General features: G+C 59.3%; 18 protein-coding genes. 16 read left to right on the plus strand and 2 right to left on the minus strand.

Annotated features, from left to right (window positions below):
- Nucleotides 1-136: 136 nt before the first annotated feature.
- Genes BBB56_RS21830 through BBB56_RS21840 form a run of 3 tightly spaced genes read left to right on the plus strand, consistent with a single transcriptional unit; the run spans nucleotide 137 to nucleotide 3,687 of the window.
- A complete protein-coding gene (locus BBB56_RS21830; RefSeq protein ID WP_123803019.1) occupies nucleotides 137-1,126 on the plus strand; it encodes an ABC transporter permease in 990 nt (329 codons plus the stop codon).
- A complete protein-coding gene (locus tag BBB56_RS21835; RefSeq protein ID WP_123803020.1) occupies nucleotides 1,127-1,999 on the plus strand; it encodes an ABC transporter permease in 873 nt (290 codons plus the stop codon).
- Nucleotides 1,999-3,687: an ABC transporter ATP-binding protein gene (locus BBB56_RS21840; RefSeq protein ID WP_123803021.1), complete on the plus strand. Its 1,689-nt coding sequence runs from the start codon at nucleotides 1,999-2,001 to the stop codon at nucleotides 3,685-3,687. Before BBB56_RS21835 ends, BBB56_RS21840 begins: the two co-directional genes overlap by 1 nt.
- Nucleotides 3,688-3,768: 81 nt before the next feature.
- Here BBB56_RS21840 and BBB56_RS21845 read toward each other — a convergent pair whose 3' ends face one another.
- A complete protein-coding gene (locus tag BBB56_RS21845; RefSeq protein ID WP_123803022.1) occupies nucleotides 3,769-4,698 on the minus strand; it encodes a LysR substrate-binding domain-containing protein in 930 nt (309 codons plus the stop codon).
- 169 nt (nucleotides 4,699-4,867) lie between these two features.
- On the opposite strand from BBB56_RS21845, the gene BBB56_RS21850 reads away from it, so the two are divergent.
- The 7 genes from BBB56_RS21850 to BBB56_RS21880 are packed head-to-tail and all read left to right on the plus strand — an operon-like array spanning nucleotide 4,868 to nucleotide 11,320.
- Complete coding sequence (locus BBB56_RS21850; RefSeq protein ID WP_123803023.1) at nucleotides 4,868-5,818, plus strand: branched-chain amino acid ABC transporter permease; 951 nt, start codon at nucleotides 4,868-4,870, stop codon at nucleotides 5,816-5,818.
- A 10-nt stretch (nucleotides 5,819-5,828) separates the two neighbouring features.
- Entirely contained in the window at nucleotides 5,829-6,932 is a 1,104-nt protein-coding gene (locus tag BBB56_RS21855; RefSeq protein WP_123803024.1) for a branched-chain amino acid ABC transporter permease, read from the plus strand.
- Nucleotides 6,929-7,696, plus strand: coding sequence for an ABC transporter ATP-binding protein (locus tag BBB56_RS21860; protein WP_123803025.1), 768 nt, complete (start codon nucleotides 6,929-6,931; stop codon nucleotides 7,694-7,696). Before BBB56_RS21855 ends, BBB56_RS21860 begins: the two co-directional genes overlap by 4 nt.
- Nucleotides 7,689-8,411 (plus strand): ABC transporter ATP-binding protein, encoded by a 723-nt coding sequence (locus tag BBB56_RS21865; protein WP_123803026.1) that lies wholly within the window; start codon nucleotides 7,689-7,691, stop codon nucleotides 8,409-8,411. The genes BBB56_RS21860 and BBB56_RS21865 overlap by 8 nt, the downstream gene beginning before the upstream one ends.
- A gap of 27 nt (nucleotides 8,412-8,438) precedes the next feature.
- Nucleotides 8,439-9,584, plus strand: coding sequence for a branched-chain amino acid ABC transporter substrate-binding protein (locus BBB56_RS21870; protein WP_123803027.1), 1,146 nt, complete (start codon nucleotides 8,439-8,441; stop codon nucleotides 9,582-9,584).
- A 12-nt stretch (nucleotides 9,585-9,596) separates the two neighbouring features.
- Nucleotides 9,597-10,088 (plus strand): L-2-amino-thiazoline-4-carboxylic acid hydrolase, encoded by a 492-nt coding sequence (locus BBB56_RS21875; protein ID WP_123803028.1) that lies wholly within the window; start codon nucleotides 9,597-9,599, stop codon nucleotides 10,086-10,088.
- On the plus strand, nucleotides 10,085-11,320 hold the full coding sequence (locus tag BBB56_RS21880; RefSeq protein WP_123803029.1) for a Zn-dependent hydrolase: 1,236 nt from the start codon (nucleotides 10,085-10,087) through the stop codon (nucleotides 11,318-11,320). Before BBB56_RS21875 ends, BBB56_RS21880 begins: the two co-directional genes overlap by 4 nt.
- Before the next feature lie 162 nt (nucleotides 11,321-11,482).
- On the opposite strand, the gene BBB56_RS21885 is transcribed toward BBB56_RS21880, so the two are convergent.
- Nucleotides 11,483-12,967 carry a Sapep family Mn(2+)-dependent dipeptidase gene (locus tag BBB56_RS21885; protein WP_123803030.1) on the minus strand — a complete coding sequence of 495 codons (1,485 nt, stop codon included), beginning with the start codon at nucleotides 12,965-12,967 and terminating at the stop codon, nucleotides 11,483-11,485.
- A gap of 210 nt (nucleotides 12,968-13,177) precedes the next feature.
- On the opposite strand from BBB56_RS21885, the gene BBB56_RS21890 reads away from it, so the two are divergent.
- From BBB56_RS21890 to BBB56_RS21915, 6 genes are read left to right on the plus strand one after another with little or no spacing between them, the layout of a single operon-like run.
- The gene (locus BBB56_RS21890) at nucleotides 13,178-15,235 is read left to right on the plus strand and encodes a hydantoinase/oxoprolinase family protein (protein ID WP_123803031.1); all 2,058 of its coding nucleotides are present in this window, start codon (nucleotides 13,178-13,180) and stop codon (nucleotides 15,233-15,235) included.
- The gene (locus tag BBB56_RS21895; protein WP_123803032.1) at nucleotides 15,232-17,262 is read left to right on the plus strand and encodes a hydantoinase B/oxoprolinase family protein; all 2,031 of its coding nucleotides are present in this window, start codon (nucleotides 15,232-15,234) and stop codon (nucleotides 17,260-17,262) included. The genes BBB56_RS21890 and BBB56_RS21895 overlap by 4 nt, the downstream gene beginning before the upstream one ends.
- Complete coding sequence (locus BBB56_RS21900; protein ID WP_123803033.1) at nucleotides 17,246-18,322, plus strand: ABC transporter substrate-binding protein; 1,077 nt, start codon at nucleotides 17,246-17,248, stop codon at nucleotides 18,320-18,322. Before BBB56_RS21895 ends, BBB56_RS21900 begins: the two co-directional genes overlap by 17 nt.
- Nucleotides 18,319-19,401 (plus strand): ABC transporter ATP-binding protein, encoded by a 1,083-nt coding sequence (locus BBB56_RS21905; protein ID WP_123803034.1) that lies wholly within the window; start codon nucleotides 18,319-18,321, stop codon nucleotides 19,399-19,401. The genes BBB56_RS21900 and BBB56_RS21905 overlap by 4 nt, the downstream gene beginning before the upstream one ends.
- Nucleotides 19,401-20,267 (plus strand): ABC transporter permease, encoded by an 867-nt coding sequence (locus BBB56_RS21910; protein ID WP_123803035.1) that lies wholly within the window; start codon nucleotides 19,401-19,403, stop codon nucleotides 20,265-20,267. The genes BBB56_RS21905 and BBB56_RS21910 overlap by 1 nt, the downstream gene beginning before the upstream one ends.
- The gene (locus tag BBB56_RS21915) at nucleotides 20,260-21,066 is read left to right on the plus strand and encodes an ABC transporter permease (RefSeq protein ID WP_123803036.1); all 807 of its coding nucleotides are present in this window, start codon (nucleotides 20,260-20,262) and stop codon (nucleotides 21,064-21,066) included. Before BBB56_RS21910 ends, BBB56_RS21915 begins: the two co-directional genes overlap by 8 nt.
- Nucleotides 21,067-21,170 lie beyond the last annotated feature (104 nt).

Genomic DNA, 21,170 nt, shown 5'->3' on the forward strand with positions numbered 1-21,170 from the left:
CGCCACAGGCATAAGTAGTCTGTACGTCTGAATATCTCCGCAGCGGTAAAAGATTGCCGGAAATATTATTAAGATTAAAAAAGCGCGCCTGTTAGTTTCGCCTTTTCCAGAAGAGGATGAGGGAAGGACGCTGGCTATGCAGCAGAGAAGCCACTGGCTGATTGCAGTGATTATCAGAACGGCGCTTCAGGTCGTGCCAACGTTTATCGGTATTTTAGCGATAATGTTTCTTATCCTGAAAGCGATTCCCGGCGACGCGGTAGACGTGCTGGCTGGGGAGTCAGGAGGCGCCAGTGCCGCCAGCATGGCGCTGATGCGCGAGCAGTATGGCCTTAATCTCCCCGCATGGCAGCAGTTTCTCAACTGGAGCGGCCAGCTTGTTCAGGGCAACCTGGGCTATTCGCTGCGTTTTAATACCCCTGTTACCACGCTGATATTATCCCGGCTTCCGGCGACGCTGCTGTTAATGATCGCCGCCCAGTGCGTGGCCTTAATAATGGGCGTGCTGTTCGGCGTCATTATGGCGTTATTTGTCGGACGCTGGCCTGACCGCCTGCTTTCGCTCGTCAGCCTGCTGCTTTATTCACTGCCCGGCTTCTGGATCGGCTCAATGCTGCTGGTGCTGTTTTCTGTACATCTGGGTTGGCTGCCCAGCGGCGGCAATATGACGATTGGCGCCGATTTGCAGGGCTGGGCCTTTTTTCGCGATCTTATCGCTCACGCGCTGTTGCCGGTTTTTGCTCTGGCAAGCTTTTTCCTGGCCATTTATGCGCGACTGACGCGGGCGGCGATGCTTGAGATCGCCCATCAGGACTTTGTGCGCACCGCCGTGGCGAAAGGGCTGTCGCCGCTGCGCGTGACGCTGGTGCATGTACTCCGCTGTGCGCTGATCCCGCTGGTAACCGTCAGCGGCATGCATATCGCCACGCTGTTAAGCGGCGCTGCCGTCGTGGAAACCGTTTTCGCCTGGCCGGGTCTTGGCCGACTGGCGCTGGACGCGGTAATGGCGCGGGACGTCAATATTCTGCTGGGCATCCTGTTTTTTTCATCTCTGATGGTGTTGATCGCCAACTTTCTTGTGGATGTGATCCACGCCGGGCTTGATCCCCGTATTGCGAGGCGCTAAATGTCGACCTTACCGACGCCTGTTACTCTGCCGTTTGTCTCTTATCGCGCCCTGCGCCAGCTGCTACGCAATCCGGCAGGTGTGACCGGCCTGATTATCCTGTTGCTGGTGGTGGTAATGGCTTTAACGGCGCCCTGGCTCTATCCGGGCGATCCGCTGGATATGGTGGCGTCGCCTTTGCTGCCGCCCGGCGCCGATCGCGCCTGGCCACTGGGGACCGATGCGATGGGCCGGGATCTGACGGCAGCGATTTTTCATGGCGCGCGCGTTTCACTGCTGACTGGCGTCGGCGCTACGCTGACAGGCCTGATCGCAGGTATGCTGATCGGCGGCCTGAGCGGCTATTTTGGCGGCGTGACGGACAATCTTCTGATGCGCATCACCACGCTGTTTCAGACCATGCCTGCGTTTTTACTGGTGATTATCATTCTTGCCATTTCGACGCCATCAGCAGAGTTAATCACGCTCAGTATTGGCGTTACCACCTGGCCGACTATTGCGCGTCTGGTGCGGGCTGAGTTTCGCAGCCTGCGCGAGTCTGACTTTGTGCTGGCGGCGCGCTGCCAGGGATTTTCAGACTGGCATATTATGGTGCGGGAAATGCTGCCTAACGCACTGCCAGCCATTCTCGTGACCTCTTCAGTGATGGTGGCATCGGCCATCCTGATGGAAGCCGCGCTCTCTTTCCTGGGATTAGGCGATCCCAACGTTGTGAGCTGGGGCTTTCTGATCGGCAGCGGCCGCGAGATGCTGCGTACCGACTGGTATCTAACCGCCGAACCGGGACTGGCGCTGGTTATTACGCTGCTGGGCCTCAACCTGCTGGGCGATGCGCTGAACGATGCCCTGAATCCAAGACTGAGGGAGCAATAATGCAGCCGCTTCTTTCTGTTGAAAACCTTCAGGTACATTTTGGCCAGCATGCCGCAGTCAAAGGGGTGAGTTTTACGCTGGAAAAGGGCGAGATGATCGCGCTGGTGGGTGAGTCAGGCAGCGGCAAATCTGCCACAGCGCTGGCGATGATGGGCTTATTGCCGCCCCAGGCAAAGGCCAGTGGCAGCGTGCAGTTCAGTGGACAGGATTTGCTTACGCTGCCGGCAACGGCATTGCGACAGCTGCGCGGCAATAGCCTCTCCATGATTTTTCAGGAGCCAATGACTTCACTCAACCCTGTCTATAGCGTAGGCGCTCAGATAGCGGAAACTCTGCGGGTACATCAGCATTTAACCCGCAAACAGGCGCGCACGCGGGCGATCGAACTACTGGCACTGGTCAATATCCCGGAGCCAGCCCGGCGCGTGGATGATTTTCCACATCAGCTGTCGGGCGGCCAGCGCCAGCGCGTGATGATAGCGATGGCGCTGGCCTGTGAACCCAGACTGTTGATTGCCGACGAGCCGACAACGGCATTAGACGTCACGGTACAGGCCAGCATCATGAAGCTGCTGGATCGGCTGCGCAAAGAGCTTTCGGTCGGCGTGCTGATGATTACTCACGATCTCGGGTTGGTCTCTCAGTGGGCGGACAAGGTAGCCGTTATGCATAACGGCGCGATTGTGGAACAAGCGGCAACGGCACAGCTCTTCCGCCAGCCTCGTCACAACTATACACGCGGGCTAATGGCAGCGGCATGGCTGGACGAGGGCGATTTACATTACCGCCAGCAACTGTTAACAGAAATCCGCCACGAAGAGGCTGGAGACTTTCGCCTTCATCGTCCTGCAATGCTGCCGTTTCCGCCACTGCGCAACAGGCAGGCTGATACGCCGCTGCTGTCGGTCAATGCGCTGGAGGTCAGCTACCTTCAGGGTCGCACGCGGCAGCCCGCGCTGCGAAACGTTGGTTTTGATATCTATGCCGGCGAGACGCTGGGCCTGGTGGGCGAATCCGGCTGCGGCAAATCAACGCTGTCGCGCACGATACTGCGCCTGCTGCGTCCCGATCGCGGAGAAATAGTGCTGGATGGCGTCAGTATTACTCAGCAGCCGGAGTCCGCGCTGAAGAACTTGCGTAAAAGCGTACAGATGATTTTTCAGGATCCCTACGCTTCGCTCAATCCACGCCAGACGATTTTCACTATTCTCGATTCGGTGCTGCGGCTGCATAATTCAGCGCCTGCGCCGGACCGTTTGCGGCAGATTCATATCATGCTGGACAGAGTCGGCTTGCCGCGTCAGTCGCTACATCGATATGCCCATGAATTTTCAGGTGGCCAGCGCCAGCGTATCGGCATCGCGCGCGCGTTAATCGTGAAGCCGCGTCTGGTGATATGCGATGAAGCGGTATCCGCGCTGGATGTCTCGATACAGGCGCAAATCCTCAATTTGCTGCTGGAGATGAAGCGGGAGATGGGGCTGAGTTACCTGTTTATCTCTCACAATCTGGCCGTGGTGCGCTACATGTCTGACCGCATTATGGTGATGAACCAGGGCAGGATTGTCGAGACGGGCGAAGCGGGCGAGGTATGGCGTCACCCGCAGCACGCCTGTACCCGGCGGCTGCTGTCGGCGGTAAGTGGGGCGGATGAAAATATTGAGATAACTGAGCCGATGAGAGCCTGACAGAGGCCCCGTTTCATACATAGCAGGCATGCTGGCAAACAGAGTTTCTGGCGCAATTTTTTGCGCCAGCGCGAAGGCTGTTTACGCGCGCTCCGCTTCATCCGCTAGCCATCTTTTCAAGAGCAACGCCTCTGGACTCAGCTCGGTATCCTGCCTGACGCAGAGGTAATAATCCCGCCCGTCGTCCACCGGCTGATCGAACAATTTCACCAGCTCCCCGGAAGCGAGCCACGAGGCAATCATCGGCTCGCGCATCAAGCCGCACCCCAGCCCGGCGCGCACCGCCGCCAGCGTCAGCAATCCATCTTCAAACAAGGGACCATCGCGGCGAAACTGCCTGATGTTATGGCTGGCAAACCACTGCTGCCATGAGACGCGCTCTTCGTCATGCACCAGGTTGGTTTGCGCTAAAAGCGCGGGAGAGTCGATATAACCGCGCAGCCGGATAAACTCTCTGCTGGCCACCGGAACCATTTTTCCTGAAATCAGTTTCTCGGCGCGATACCCGGTCCACTGTCCGCTGCCGAAGCGAATCGACAGATCGGAAGCGTCGCTCAGGTAGTTTCGATGGTTGGCATAGACCACATTGATTTCGATATCCGAGTGCGTGTGGATAAAGCGCGACAGGCGCGGAATAAACCAGCTCATGCCAAACAGCGGGATCAGACTGATCGTCACTTGCCGGGAGCGTTCCTGATCGCGCAGATGACCCGTCGCCTGGCGTATGACGGTAAAGGCGGAGCGAATAGAGCGGTAATATTCGCGTCCCGCATTACTGAGTATCAGCCTGCGCCCCTGACGATGCGTCAGACGCTGCTGAAGGAAGGCCTCCAGCAGCTTAAGCTGGTGGCTGACGGCAGACGGCGAAATCATCAGTTCAGCGGCGGCCTCGCTCAGGCTGCCCAGACGCGCGATCGCCTCGAAGACCCGCACGGCGCGCAGCGGCGGATCCAGCAGTGAGTGACTCTCCTGTAAAGAAGTCTCGACGAGAAACTGTTCTGTTTTTTTCATATGAGAGGGTTTTATTTAAAAATCAGCGAAATTCATGTTGCATAAATATAATTAAAATCAATTGATTAAATAAATCTCATTTCTCCATAAGTAAGATTAACTCTGTATTTCACAACAAAGCTCATTTACCGGATGGTAGGCGCGCAACGCCTGAAACCGGAAAACTCTTGTGGATACACTGATTCAACAACTGATTAACGGCCTGATGCTGGGCAGCATCTATGGCCTTATCGCGCTCGGCTACACCATGGTGTACGGCATTCTGCGCATTATTAACTTCGCACACGGGGATGTGCTGATGATCGGCGCTCTGACCTCGCTGTCAGGGATGCAGGCGCTGACCCGTTTCTTCCCTTCCATGACGCCTCTGGCGGCGCTACTGCTGGCCACGCTGCTGGCGATGGCGGTCTGCGCTATCCTGGCGATGGGCATCGAACGCTTCGCCTATCGCCGTCTGCGCAACGCACCTCGGCTGGCCCCGCTTATCAGCGGCATCGGATTATCCGTGCTGTTACAGACCCTGGCGATGGTGATCTGGAGCCGCAATCCGCTGATGTTCCCGCAGGTGCTGCCAATGGATCCCATCGCGGTCACGCATGGCAGCGCGGCGCATCCTCCCGCCATTATTACCATTACCGGCCTCGTTACTCTGACGCTGGCGCTGCTGGCGATGGGCGGTCTGTGGCTGCTGGTTGAATTTACTCGCCTGGGCCGCGGCATGCGTGCCGTGGCGGAAAATCCACGCGTTGCCAGTCTGATGGGCATCAATCCCAACCGCATTATTACGCTGACCTTTGCTATCGGGGGGCTGTTTGCGGCGCTGGCCGGCGTCATGATGGCGAGCAATTACGGCAGCGCCAGTTTTTCCATGGGCTTTTTGCCGGGCATCAAAGCCTTCACCGCCGCCGTGCTGGGCGGCATCGGCAATCTGCGCGGCGCGATGCTGGGTGGACTACTGCTTGGGTTAATTGAGTCGCTGGGCGCGGGGTATCTTGGCGAACTGACCGGCGGCGTCTTTGGCAGCAACTATCAGGATATTTTCGCCTTTATCGTGCTGATTCTGGTACTGGTATTCCGTCCTGCTGGCTTGCTGGGCGAACGTGTGGCACAGCGTGCCTGAGGAGAGGGAAATGAGCGCAATCCTGTCGGACAAACCGATTAAAAAACAACTAAACAGCGGTGTGCTACTGCTGGCGGCAGCGATAATTCTGGCTCCCTGGATCGCCTCAGCGGCGGGCGGAAATTACTGGGTGCGGGTGATCGATTTTACGCTGCTCTATATCATGCTGGCGCTGGGTCTGAATATCGTGGTGGGTTTTACTGGCCTGCTGGATATGGGGTTTATCGCTTTCTATGCCGTCGGCGCCTATCTGGCCGCGCTGCTGGCATCGCCTCATCTGCTGGAGACATTTCCGGCTTTACAGACGCTGTTCCCTCACGGCATCCATACCTCTTATTTATTGCTGGTGCCGCTGGCGGCGCTGATTGCTGGCGCATGCGGCATTCTGCTCGGCGCGCCCACGCTTGGCCTGCGCGGCGACTATCTGGCCATCGTCACGCTCGGCTTTGGCGAGATCATCCGCATTCTGATGCGCAATCTCGACCGCCCGATCAATATCACCAATGGCGCAAAAGGCATTTCAGGCGTGGATACGCTGAGCCTGTTCGGCCTGCCGTTTAAGGGCATGCTCTCTCTCTTTGGCGTCAGGATCCCGGCGCTGTACCTCTGGTACTACCTTTTTGCCCTGCTCATTATCGCTATTGTGCTGGCCTGCGTTCGGCTTCAGCGCTCGCGTATTGGTCGCGCCTGGCATGCCATTCGGGAAGACGAAGAGGTCGCGCGCGTCATGGGCATTAACGTACGCAACTATAAGCTGCTCGCGTTTGCGCTGGGCGCCTCTTTTGGCGGTATCGCGGGCGTGATGTTCGCGTCGTTCCAGGGATTTGTCTCGCCTGAATCCTTCACCCTCAACGAATCGATCGTGGTGCTGGCAATGGTGGTACTGGGCGGCATCGGCCATGTGCCGGGCGTCATTCTGGGCGCGGTGCTGCTCTCGGCGCTGCCGGAGGTGCTGCGCAGCCAGGCGGTTCCGCTGCAGCAGGCGCTGTTCGGCTCGGTGATTATCGATCCTGAAATTTTACGCCAGCTGTTTTACGGGCTGGCGCTGGTGCTGGTCATGCTGTTCCGGCCGCATGGCCTGTGGCCCGCGCGTCAGCTGGAGGGCAAAGCATGAGTCTGCTGCAGGTAAGCCATCTCAAAAAACGCTTCGGCGGCGTGGTTGCCGTAAATGATGTCAGCCTGGCCATCAACGAGGGGGAGATCTACGGCCTAATCGGACCGAACGGCGCAGGCAAAACCACCTGCTTCAACCTGATTACTGGCCTCTATCGCGCCGACAGCGGCCAGTTCACGTTGGGCGGCAGCGCTTACGCCCCGCATAAAATCGAAAAGGTCGCCGAGGCGGGCATTGCGCGCACCTTTCAGAATCTACGGTTATTTAACGAGATGAGCGTGCTGGAGAACGTGATGACCGGACGTCATGTGCGCACGCGTAACGGCCTGTGGGCCGCGCTCAGCCGCCACCGCCGCGCTCGCGCAGAGGAGGCAGAGACAGAACGCCTCGCCTGGCACTGGCTGGAGTACACCGGCATTGCGCAGTTTGCCCACTATCGCGCCAGCGATCTGGCCTATGGCCACCAGCGGCGTCTGGAAATCGCCCGTGCGCTGGCGACGGAACCTCGGCTGCTGGCGCTCGATGAGCCGGCAGCCGGCATGAACGCGGCGGAAAAAGTGGCGCTGGCCGCACTGCTGCGGCGCATACGCGACGACGGCAAGACCCTGCTGATCATTGAGCACGATGTCAGGCTGATTATGACGCTCTGTGACCGTCTGTCGGTGCTGGACTACGGGCGGGTGATTGCCGAAGGAACGCCGCAGGCGGTTCGCCGTCATCCTGAGGTTATTCGCGCCTGGCTGGGAGGAGAAGCTCATGCGTGACGCCTTACTGCAACTGAACCAACTCAGCGTTCATTACGGCGGCATACAGGCCGTACGCAGCATTAGCCTGTCGCTCGGCGAAGGCGAGCACGGCACGCTGATCGGCGCCAACGGCGCCGGTAAAAGCTCCACCGTGCGCGCGATCGCCGGGCTACAGCCCTACAGTGGGGAGATTCTGTGGCGCGGCAGGTCAATCAACGGACTCCGGCCCGACGCGCTGTTGCAGCGCGGCATCGTGCTGGTGCCGGAAGGGCGCGGTATTTTTGGCCGCATGACGGTGCTGGAGAACCTGCAAATGGGCGCCTGGCTGCGCCGCGACGGCAAACGCGTCAAACAGGAGATCGCCGCGTTGTGCGCGCGTTTCCCGCGGCTGGGGGAGCGTCAGCATCAGCTGGCCGGCCTGCTGTCCGGCGGAGAGCAGCAGCTGCTGGCGCTGGCGCGCGCCATGCTCAGCCAGCCGCAGCTGCTGATCCTTGATGAGCCATCCATGGGCCTCGCGCCGATCATGGTGGAAAAAATCTTTGAGGTCATCGGTTCGCTGCGCGACACCGGCATCACCACATTGCTGATTGAACAAAACGCCCGCCTGGCGCTTGAGGTAACCGATCGCGCCTGGGTGATGGAGAGCGGCACGCTCTCCTGCCAGGGACGCTCGGCCGATCTGCTGACCGACGATCGCATACAACAAATTTATCTGGGCGAGATGCCCGTTTGATTCACACACCAACACAGGGAAACCTTAATGAAAAAGATCACGCTCAGCGCGTTGAGCGCGGCTATGCTGCTCATAAACTTCACCGGCGGCGCACAGGCTGACGACACCGTGCTGATTGGCCTGGCGGGGCCGCTGACAGGCCCGTCCGCGCGTATCGGCAAAGACCTGGAGAACGGCGCGCAGCTGGCGATTGATGACGTCAACAAAACGCATCCAACGCTAGGCGGCAAAGCGGTCACCTTTAAGTTGCAGTCAGAGGATGACCAGTCCGATCCGCGCGTCGCGGTCGCCGTGGCACAGCGGCTGGTGGACAGCGGCGTGGCAGGCGTGGTCGGCCACTGGAACACCGGCACCAGCATACCGGCCGCGCGTATCTATCACGATGCCGGTATCGCTCAGGTTGCGCCGGTTGCGACCGGACATGGCTATACCCAGCAGGGGTTTGACACCAGCTTTCGCGTGATGGGGCATGACGATGACGGCGGTAACTATGCAGGGGAGTATGCCGTCAAAACTCTCAAGGCGAGCCGCATTGCCGTCATCGACGATCGCACCGCGTTTGGACAGGGGCTGGCGGACGAATTTATCAGGTCGCTCAACGCGCAGGGCGTCAAAATTGTCGATCGCCAGTATGTCGACGATAAAACGGTTGATTTTAGCGCCGTGCTGACCGCCATACGCAGCAAAAACGCCGATCTGATCTTCTTCGGCGGTGTCGACAGCCAGGCGGCGCCGCTGGCGCGCCGCATCAAACAGCTGGGCATGAATGCGACGCTGATGGGCGCAGGCGGCTTTGTCAGCCAGACCTTCCTGTCGCTGGCGCAGAAAGAGGGCGAAGGGGTGGTGGCGCTGGAGCCGGGCCTGCCGATTGACCAGATGCAGGGCGGCAAAGCCTTTGAGCAGGCTTATCAGTCACACTACCACACCCATATTGAACTGCACGCGCCTTTCGCCTATGACGCCACCCGCGTGTTGATCGCCGCGATGCAAAAAGCCGACTCCGCCGAGCCAGAGCGTTACCTGCCCGCGCTGCGCGCCATCAACTATTCCGGCGTCACGGGTGCCATCGCCTTTGACGCGCAGGGCAATCTCAAAAATCCCTCTTTCACCGTTTATAAAGTTGTGAAGGGGCAGTGGCAGCCGCAGACGGTTCTGGGCGGCTCGGCAAAATAACGGGAGGTATAGATGAGCTGTGGTCAACAACCGGAGCTGGGCATACTGGCTCGCCGCAAAATCGAAGCTGAAATCATCAAGCCTATTTATGACGTGCTGGTGCGCGAGACAGGCAAAGCGAAGGCGCAGGCGATCATTGGCGAAGCCATTGAGCAGGCGGCGATTCAGGCAGGCAAAACCTTTGCCGCCAGCGAGCCGCAAAAGCCAGATCTACGTAGTTTTGTCGCGCTGCAGTATCTGTGGGAAAAAGACAATGCGCTAGAGGTGCGGGTGCTGGAGGACGACGGCACGCGCTATGACTATGACGTTACGCGCTGCCGTTATGCGGAGATGTATCATCAGATGGGCCTGGGTGAGATTGGGCATCTGCTCTCCTGCGCGCGCGACGACAAGTTTATTGTCGGCTATGCGCCGGATGTCGAGCTGACGCGCACCACCACCATTATGTCAGGCGCAAAGCGCTGCGATTTTCGCTATCAGGTAAAGAAAGAGGATCAGTCATGACCAGCTCTGTGCGGGTCGATAGCGCTCGCCTCTGGCAAACGTTGCAAACCTTTGCCACCTTCGGCGCGACGCCGGGCGGTGGCGTGACGCGTCTGGCGCTAAGCGAGGAGGACAGGCAGGGGCGCGACACGCTGCGGGAATGGGCGCGACAGGCCGGTTTTGACTGCGAGGTGGATGAACTGGGCAATATGTTTATGCGCCGTCCGGGCAGACACCCTGAGTTGCCGGCGGTGCTGATCGGTTCGCATGCCGACTCGCAGCCGCTGGGTGGCAACTATGACGGCATTTATGGCGTGCTGGCGGGCCTGGAAGTGCTGCGCACGCTCAATGACGCGCATATCGAAACCGAGCGCGATATTTTACTGGTGAACTGGACTAATGAAGAGGGCGCGCGCTTTGCGCCTGCGATGCTGGCGTCCGGCGTCTGGGCGGGCGTTTTTTCACGCGACTATGCGCTGGGGCGTCTGGATCGTGACGGCGTCAGCCTGGGCGAAGCGCTGGCGCGCATCGGCTACGCAGGCGAACGTCAGGCCTGCGCGCAGCCGCTGCACGCCTGCTATGAACTGCATATTGAGCAGGGACCGATACTGGAAGCGGAAGGCATCGCCGCTGGCGTAGTGCATGCGGCGCTGGGACAACGCTGGTTCGACGTCACTCTTCAGGGCTTTGCCGCCCACGCCGGCACCACGCCGATGGATCTGCGACGCGACGCCCTGTGCGGCTTTGCCGAACTGGCGCTGGCGGTAGAAAAGATCGGTAAACAGTATGGCGATGACGGGCGCGCGACTGTGGGTATGGCGCAGATCACGCCCGGATCGCGGAATGTGGTGCCGGGCGCGGTTTTATGCAGCGTGGAGTTTCGTCATCCTGCGCTGCCTGCGCTCGACGAGATGGAAGCGCAGCTGATGCAGGCGCTGGAGAGCGTTCGCCAGCGCAACCTTGAGCCATCGGTTGAGAAAATCTTCGACTACCCGCCGGTGAATTTCGATCCGGGATGCATTGCGCGTATAGAAAAAGCGGCGCGCAGCCTGGGCTATTCACAGCGCAGAATGGTGTCAGGCGCCGGTCATGACGCCTGTTACATCAATCGCGTCGCGCCCACGGCGATGATTTTCATTCCCTGCGTCAAAGGCATCAGCCATAACGAAGAGGAGAGCATCTCTACCCGCTGGGCTGAGGAAGGCGCCAACGTGCTGCTCGCGACGCTGCTGCTGGCGGCAAATGAAACCTGACATTTGTATGTTCGTCATCAGGTAGCCGGCTGGCTGCCTTTTACGCCGCTGCGTCTCTGTCAGGAACGCAGCGGCGCGCCTGCCTCCAGACGCCGCACATAGCGATCCGCCGCGGCACTCCAGACCTGCTTTATCGCGCGCGATCGCCAGGCAGAAAATGGGTCAGGTATAAAAATCATGTTCAATCAGATAACTATCCAGCCTTATCAACGCGATCACATATTTTGGTAACGCGTCCAGCAGCGATGGCAGATGAATTGTCTCATCGGCACCGTGCGGCAACCCGTGGCCCTCAGGTAAAAAATCGGGCGTATTTGCCGCAGTTTTCCGATAGCCGGGGCCAAAAGTTATGGCGTTCGGCAGTCTCTTCGAATGGGTTACGCCACCCATCGCATAAGGACGATCGTCATTGCCTGTGGTGTCATTCCATACTTGCTGGAGCAGAGAAACCACCGGATGCGATGCCGGCATAAAGAACGGTGCCACATCGCGCCAGCCGGGAGCGAGAGTAACAGGGGTGGCGGCTAACAGCTGAAGCAGCATCTCGACAATCTGCTCGCCGCGCCACGAAACCGGATAACGAATATCGCAATCAATGCTCAGCGTACCGGCGTGCTGGCTGTACCACACGCCGGCATTCAGCGTCAGTTTGCCGGATTCCGCATCTTCCAGCTCCAGTCCGGCGCTCTTGCCATAGGGTGACGCAAAAAGCTGCACCAGCGTTTCCGCCAGCTGACGTTCGCGATCGGTCACTAATTCCAGCTCGATCAGCGCCGCGAGCAGTATCTGCGTGGCATTCAGCGTGCCTTCGGGAAAGGCGGCATGACCGCCATTGCCGCGCGCTTCCAGCGTGAAAACACCCTCCTTTTCAGGTTTGACAGACAAGGTGCCTGAGGCAACGCGCTGCAGCAGCGTCAACTTTTTACTGACATCATGCCAGTCGGCCCGCTTAATCCGCACGCTGGCGAAATCCGGCACGCTGTTGCTGGCCGATCCGGCAACAATATCCGCCAGTATGCCCGCTTCAGCCACATTCAGCGTAAAGCTGAGCTGTCCTTTCTGCGCATGGTTCACCGGGAACATGCCGTCGGTGACAATCGAATAGTCGGGCACCGGACCGTTTTCTGCGAACCACGCCATATCGGCCATAGTGGTCTCTTCCGCCAGGCCATAAATAATGCGCAGATTGTGATGCAGCGGAATATTCAGATCGCGGATCAGCCTTAACAGATAGAGATTGAGCACGCCTGGCCCTTTGTTATCCGCGACGCCGCGGCCAGTGACAAAATCGCCGTGCTGCGTCAGCGCGAAGGGCGGAAAAGTCCAGTTATCGCCCGCCGGCACCACATCCAGATGGTTGATCAGCCCGATGTCGCGCGCATGCCTGCCGTAAATCACCGAACCCGCATAGCCCTGATGCTGCTCGGTTTTAAAACCAGCCTGCTCAGCATGATCTAACACCTGCTGTAAAATCTGCGCGCACTCGGGGCCAAAGGGTGCGCCTGGCGCGGCGCGATCGGCGCGGCTGATGCTGGGAATGGCGATCCATTGGGCCAGATCATCAATTAATGCGGCACGATGATGCGCGATCCATTGCTGAATCTGCGGCAACAGCGCGCGCTCCTGGGGTGATAAAGACGCGGGCATAAATTTTCTCCTTCAATTTATGCACAACATAAAACATTTCACCGCGTCGGCTTAGACACATTTGCGCGAACCATTGCTGCCACGCAGCTAAACACCGCCTCATGCGCTTTCCTGCAAAGCTTAGCTATTTTTGTTGCTCGCATTGCATGACAAAGCAACGGAGATTAACGCCTTACGACGCTAAGTCACGAGTAATGCAGGAGAATTAAGGTGGATAGCAGCCTCGCAGCCGGAGCGACTGTCGGCGTGGATGTCGGAGGAACCTTTACCGATTTCGTTTTATTTGATCCGCAACGCCAGCAACGCTTCTTCCATAAACAACCCAGCACGCCCGCCGATCCCGCTCTGGCTGTCAGCGACGGGCTGCGCGCCGTGCTGCTAAAAAGCGGCTTGCCTGCCAGCGCACTGTCGCTGGTGCTGCATGGAACCACGCTCGGCCTTAACGCCATTATCCAGCGGCGCGGCGCGGACATTGCGCTGGTCATCAGTAGCGGTTTCCGCGATGTGCTGGAGATCGGGCGTGCGCGTATGCCTTCCTCTTTCGATTTTCATGCCGACCGCGAGCCGCCTTTTTTACCGCGTCAGCGCGTGCTGGAGATCCCGGCGCGTTTTAATCCTGCCGGTGAAGTGACCCAGTGGCCAACCGAAGCTGAGCTGGCCAGGGTAGCGTCCGAGGTTGTGCAACTCAACGTCAGCGCGGTGGCGCTGGTGACCATTAACGGTTATGCCAGTCCCTCGCGTGAAGCAGAGCTGGCAAGTGCGCTGGCCGCAAAGACAGGCAATGTGCCGGTGCTCTCTTCGGCGCAGCTGTGGCCGGAGATCCGTGAATATGAACGCACGCTGGTGGCCGGGCTAAATGCCTATATTCAGCCGCTGATGCAGCGTTACTTCAGCCGGCTGAACGAATTACTGGCGCAGCAGGCGATTAACGTTCCCTTACTGATCACCGCCTCTAACGGCGGCGTATTACCGCTGGATGCTGCGCATCAGCGCCCGGTAGACACATTGCTCTCCGGACCGGCATCGGGTGTCATTGCTGCGGCGCATCTGGCGTCGGGTGCCGGCTTTGTCTCCTTTGATATGGGCGGCACCAGCAGCGATATCTCGCTGTCGGAGCAGGGTGAAATAGAACGCGTCAACCGCACCGAGATTGGCGGTATGCCGCTGATTCTGCCGGTGGTGGGCGTATCGGCGATTGGTGCCGGCGGCGGCTCCATCGTACATGTCGATGATTTCGGTATTCTTAAAGTAGGCCCCGAAAGCGCGGGCGCCGATCCGGGCCCGGTTGCCTATCAGCGCGGCGGCACGCAACCCACGCTTACCGATTGTTATCTGGTGAGCGGCATATTATCCGCCAACGCGGCGCTGGCGGGCACCATTACGCTGGATCATGCTGCCGCGCATCGAGCGCTGAGCAAACTGGGCGAAACCTCAGGACTTAATGCCGAACAGGTGGCAAGCGGCGCTATCGCAGTGGCAACGACGCAGATGGCAACCGAACTGAACAAAGCGCTGGCGCAGCGCGGTTTGACCGCCGATGGCCTGACGCTGATCCCCTTTGGCGGCGCGGGTCCGACGCACGCCAACTTCTTCGCCGAAGAGGCAGGCATCAACCATATTCGCGTGCCGCTGCGTCCCGGCACCTTCTGCGCCGAAGGCGCGATCAGCGCTGATATCCGTCGCGATTTTGTACGCAGCCTGCGCATTAACGTCACGCCGGAAAGCTACGGCAAAATCGCTGCCACCGTTACGGAGCTGCATCAGCTGGCACAAACGTGGTTTGCCCAACAGGCCAGCCGTCTCAGCGAGCGCGTTTACTATCGGGTAGAAGCGGATATGCGCTATGCCGGACAGGCTTACGAACTCAGCGTCACGCCTGGCAGCCCGGAAACCATCACGCATCAGCTGTTGCTGGAGCATTTTCAGCAGCTGCATCAGCAGCGCTATGGCTTTAACACGCCTGACGCGGTCATTGAACTCACCACGCTGCGCCTGTCGCTGAATGCCGCGCTGCCGCGTCCGACAGACAAGCCTTTTACTCCAGATGTAAACATCCAGCCGCCGCTTACGCGCCCGCTTTATCTGCGAGGAGGCTGGGTAAATGCGCACATCTGGCAGCGTGAGAACATCGGCAGGCAGAGCCAAATCGTCGGTCCGGCGGTGATCGAACAAGACGATACCACCATCCTGATTTTGCCTGGCTGGTCGGCGCGCACCGATGACAGCGGCAATCTGATAATCGCTCGCGTAACGGGAGACGCATCATGAAACTGGATGCCATCACCCTTGAGATCCTCAATCAAAAACTCACCGCGCTTAGCGAAGAGATGTGCCACATCCTGCAACGCACCGGACGCACGCTGTACGTCAAAGAAACCGCCGACTTTTGCTGCGCGGTGGCCGATTTACAGGGCCGCTTCTTTGCCTATCCGAAAGGCATTGGCGTCTCAGGTTTTGTGGGACTCAACGCGCTAACTGCAATTCAGGCGGTCGGCGAGGTCGCGCCCGGCGATATCATTCTGACTAACGATCCGTGGCGTTCGCGCGGGCTGGCAACGCATCTGCCGGATTTGCAGGTGCTGGCGCCGTGGTTTATCGACGGTGAGCTGGTGGCGTGGGGCTGGGCTTTTTTACACGCTTCCGACGTTGGCGGGCGCGTACCGAGCAGCATCTCTCCCACAAACAGCGACATTTATCAGGAGGGTCTGCAAATTCCGCCGGTTAAGCTGGTACGCGCAGGCGAACTTAACCGCGATGTGATGAATATTCTCACCGCCAACAGCCGCACGCCGGATGCGATTGCCGGTGATATTCAGGCGATGCTGGCCGCGCTCAATGCCGGCCGCGACCGCCTGAATCGCATCGTGGCGCAGCATGGCGTAGCAAACGTGGTGCAGGCGCAGCAGGATTTGCAGGCTTACTCGGCAATACGCGCGCGTCAGGTGCTGCGCCGCATTCCAGACGGCGTTTACCATTTTGAAGATTACCTGGATGACGCCGCCGGCAGCGGCTTGCCGGTGCGGCTCGCCATTACCGCCACGTTTAACGATGGCAGCGTGCATCTCGATTTTACCGGCAGCGATGCGCAGGTGGCGGCGGCAATCAACATTCCCAGCCACGGCGATCCCCATGCGTGGTTAACGCTGCGCATTCTGGCGCTGGTGTGCACGCTGGATAAAAGCGTACCGCTGAATGCCGGTTTACTGGCGCCGGTGACCCTGTTCGCACCCGCCGGATCGCTGGTTAATCCGCATTATCCTGCGGCAGTTGGCGTACGCCACGCGGCGGCGGTGCGCGTCAACGATCTGCTGAACGGCCTGCTGGGTCAGCCTTTGCCTGACGTGATGCCCGCCGCCAGCGGCGGCACCATCATTCCGCTGGTGATTGCCGAAGTGGCGCGCAATGGCCGCGAGCAAAATGTGCAGGTGATTGAACCGATGGTCGGCGGCGGCGGGGCGCGCCGGGGGCGCGACGGCATCGACGGGCGCGATAACAGCATCTCAAACCTGGCGAATAATCCAGTGGAGATGGTTGAGGCGGAAACGCATATCGAAATCCGGCAGTACGCGCTGCGGCCTGGTTCTGCCGGGGCTGGCGAGTGGCGCGGCGGCATGGGCCAGCAGATTCGCGTGCGCATCCAGCAGAATGACAGCACGCTGCTGGCGCGCGGCATGGAGCGCATGCTGTTCCAGCCGTGGGGCGTGCAGGGCGGCCAGCCGGGTCAGCCCACCATGCTGACGCTTAATCCTGATCTCTCTGGCGGACAGCCGCTCGGTAAAATCGATCTTCTGAGCGTCAACGCGGGTGATGAAGTGCTGCTGCAAACGCCCGGCGGCGGCGGTTGGGGCGATCCTTTCAAGCGCGATCCGCTGGCGGTGCAGAAGGATGTCGATAACCATTTGCTGAGCCATGCCGATGCGGCGCAGCACTATGGCGTGGTATTTAACGATCGCGGCATCGATGCGGCGGCCACCGCCGCCCTGCGCAGCCAGCCGCGTGCGGCGTCATCTTCATTCGGCGAAGCGCGCAAGAACTGGCAGACGCTGTTCGATGGCGATCTGCTGACGCGGCTCAGTCAGCTGCTTTATCCACTCAGTCCGGCCGAACGCCAGCGGCATCGCTCAGCGGTGTTTGCCGCCGCGCTATCGCAGTTACCGGCAGATTTTCCCCGTTCATCCTCTCCAGCCTTTGCGACTGCGCGTCAGGCCTTTGCCGATGCGCTGCGCGCGCTGGAAAGTGAACTTTCAGCGTCAATGACATCAATACCAGGAGATGGCCATGCGCCTTTTAAATAACAAAAAAATCCTGCTCACCGCGCTGGTGGGCATAGCGATCAGCGGTGCGGCGAGCGCGGCTGAAACCACTGATTCGGTGATCGTTGGGGTTTACGGCGGTGACTGGGAGAAAAATATCCGCGCGTCAGGTCTGGAGCAGTTTGCCAAAGATAATCACCTCAGGCTGACCGTGGTGCCGGGCGCGGATGCCGAATGGTTCGCCAAACTGCGAGCCGCCAAAGGTCGCCGTTCGCCGTATGACGTGGTGGTGTTCCAGCCCGATACCGTACAGCGTGCGCAGGCGGCAGGTTTGCTACAGCCGCTGGATGCCAAAGATATTCCCAACCTGAACAACCTCTATAAGAGCGTGCAGTCGCGCTTTGTTTATAACAACCAAACCTACGCCGCCGCATTCAGCCTCGGTCAGCTCGGGCTTGCTTATCGCAGCGATCTGGTGAAAACCCCGCCGAAAAGCTGGCTCGACTTATGGAGCCCGGAATACAAAGGTCATGTGGCGATTTCATCACCGACCTACGCCGCCGGTTTGCAGTTCTTTGCGGGCCTGGTGCACGCGTTAGGCGGCGAACTCAATCAGCCTGCCGCAGTCGATAAAGCCTTCACTAAACTTGCGGAGCTGCGCGGCAACGCGGTGGCTTTCCCGGACAGCCCGGGCGCGATTCAAACTCTGCTAGAGCGCGGTGATGCATGGGTGGTGCCGTACTGGGATGGCCGTGTGTTTGCGCTAAAGCAGCAGGGCATGAAAATCGATTTCGTCTATCCGTCCGATGGTCCGGTAGTCGGCGCAGCGAACTGGGTGATCCCCAAAGGCGCGCCTAACCTCGCCAACGCCTATAAAGTGGTTAACGCCATGTCTGCGCCTGAGGTGCAGAAAGCCTTCTCGGATAAATCCCTGTATGGCATGACCAACAAGGATGTGCAGTACAGCGACAACCTGAAAAAGCAGGTGAAAGTGGGCGAAGAGGCGTACAGCAAACTGATCTGGATTGATTACAGCACCGCCACGCCGCAGCTGGCGGACTGGACGCGTCGCTGGAGCCAGGCGCTGGGTGGCGCGAAATGAGTTCAGTCGTCATTGACGGCGTAGCGCGGCAGTTTGATAACCACCGCGCCCTGAATGACGTCAGCATTACCATTGAGCAGGGTGAGTTTTTCTCCCTGCTCGGGCCGAGCGGCTGCGGCAAAACTACGCTACTGAATATCATCGCCGGATTTTTGTCGCCGAATAAGGGGCGCGTGTTGATAGGTGGCAAGGATGTCACCGCGCTGCCGCCCTATCAGCGCCATATCGGTATGGTATTCCAGAACTATGCGCTGTTTCCCCATCTGAGCGTGGCCGATAACGTCGCGTTCGGGCTGAAGGTGCGCAAAGTGACGCGCAATGAACAGCAGCGCCGCGTCACTGAAGCGCTGAAGCAGGTGCGACTGGAGGGACTGGCGCAGCGCATGCCGCATCAGCTTTCTGGCGGACAGCAACAGCGCGTGGCGATTGCCCGCGCGCTGGCGATTGAACCGCAGGTGCTGTTGCTGGATGAACCGCTGTCGAACCTGGATGCGCGTCTGCGCAAAGAGATGCAGGATGAACTGCGCGCGTTGCAGCAGCGTGTCGGCATCACTACGGTGCTGGTCACGCACGATCAGGAAGAGGCGCTTACGCTGTCGGATCGCATCGGCATTCTTGGGCAGGGCGAGCTGCAACAGACTGGCGCGCCAGCCGCGCTCTATCGCCAGCCGGCGAATCGTTTTGTCGCCGAGTTTGTCGGACAGGCCAATCTGTTCCATGTTTCTGCGCAAAATGGGCGTTATCAGGCGCGGGATCACTTTGTCGCTGCCGGTGCAGCCCTGCAACTCAGTGCCGCGCAACCGGCAGGGGCGTCGTCATTGCTGATTGTTCGTCCGGAGCGCGTGCAGTTCTCCACTGAGCCGCAGCAATTTGCCAGTAACGGCAGCGTCGCCAGCGTGAAAGAAGTGAGCTTTGCCGGTGCGACCTTGCGTCTGGTCTGTCAGCTACCGGGCGGCGGCGAGATCCGCGTGCAGCCTGCGGAAGCGCACTTTTCACAATTGCCTGCGCCGGGCGATCGCTGCTATCTGCACTGGCAAGCTGCGGATGTCATCGTGCTGCCTGCGCAGGAGAGCGTCTGATGAAGATCGCCACGCGTAATCTGTTTCCCTGGCTGCTCCTGACGCCATCGTTACTGTTTCTGCTGCTGTTTTTGCTGGTGCCACTGCTGCTGCTGTTTGACCAAAGCCTGACCAGCGTTGATAGCCTGCTCAATTCGCTGCCGGGTTATAGCCTGGCGCAATATGTGACGGTGTTTGCCGATCCGCAATATCTGCACGCGCTCTGGACCACGCTATGGGTGTCGCTGCTGACCGCCGCCATCACCGTGCTGCTGGCGTGGCCTGCGGCGTGGCTGCTGGTCACAACGCAGCGGCGCGGCTGGCGCACGCTGCTGTATGTCATCCTGATTTCTCCGTTGCTCACCAGCGTGGTGATCCGCACTTTCGCGTGGATTGTGCTGCTGGCGCAGAACGGTTTGATCAACGGCTTCCTGCTGTTCACAGGCCTGATCCCGCAACCGCTCAGCCTGCTGTGGAATATGAATGCGGTGATCATCGCCTATGTGCAGGTGATGCTGCCGTTTGCCGTGCTGCCGCTGATTACCTCGCTAAACGAAATCGCGCCCTCGCTGCGGCTGGCGGCTATGAGCCTGGGCGCCACGCCAGCGATGACTTTCCGCCGCGTGGTGCTGCCTTTGACGCTACCTGGCATGCTCACCGGTTTCATCATTGTCTTTTCTCTCGCGGCGGGCAGCTACATCACGCCATTGCTGATTGGCGGGCGCTTACAGCCGCTATTGCCGATTGCTATTTATCAGCAGGCGATGCAGATCGCCAACCTGCCGCTGGCAGCGGCGCTGTCGTTGACGCTGCTGGTGATGACCTTGATTGTCGCCGGGATTGCGGGAGCGTTTTTAAAACGCTGGGAGAAGAAAAATCATGGATAAGACTCAAAGCCTGTCGCAGCGCCTGACGCAGTTCGGCGTGACCCTGGCGGGCATGGTGATTTATGCCTTTTTAGCGCTGCCGGTGCTGGTAATTGTGCTGTCGGCGTTTAGTCCGGAACCTTATCCGCAGTTTCCACCGCAGGGGTTTTCGCTGCGCTGGTTTAGCGCGCTGCTGCAAGATGAGGGCTGGATTGCATCCCTGTGGATCAGCGCTTTGCTGCTGGCGATCGTGACGCCGGTCACCGTGGTGCTTGGCACTTTTGCCGCCTGGTCGCTGGCGCGGCTGGAGTTCCGCTATCGTGAAGCCTTGCAGGCTTTTATTCTGTCGCCGCTTATGATCCCGCAAGTGGTGCTGGGCATTGCGCTGCTCTATGTGCTGACGGCGGCAGGCATCGCCGGAATGATTAGCGGACTGGTGCTGGGCCATGTGGTGGTGGCGCTGCCCTATGTCGTGCGCACCGTCAGCGTCAGTCTGGCGTCAATGGATAAGCGGCTCGAAGCGGTGTCGATGAGTCTGGGAGCAGGGCGCTGGTATACGTTTCGTCACGTCACGCTGCCGCTGATTAAGCCCGGTATTCTGGCGGGCGCGGTATTTGCGGCGGTTACCTCGTTTGGTGAAGTCTCAGTGAGCCTGTTTCTCAGCGCGCCTGACACTATCACCGTGCCGGTCAGAGTATTCAACTATGTCGATCAAACTTTCGATCCCACGGTGAATGCTATTTCGGTGATCTTTATTATCTTCGCGGTGCTGATTTTGATGGTGATTGAGAAAACGATTGGGCTGGTGAAACTAAGCTAGCAACTTAGAGTTGTACTCAAATCCTTGCTATTGGGACGGTTATCTGCGCAGGCCCTGAACGGTCGCGCAGCGCGATAAACGCTGCGCGTCAACGACTTAGCGGC

This window comes from Candidatus Pantoea deserta (assembly GCF_003813865.1).
Taxonomy (GTDB): domain Bacteria; phylum Pseudomonadota; class Gammaproteobacteria; order Enterobacterales; family Enterobacteriaceae; genus Pantoea; species Pantoea deserta.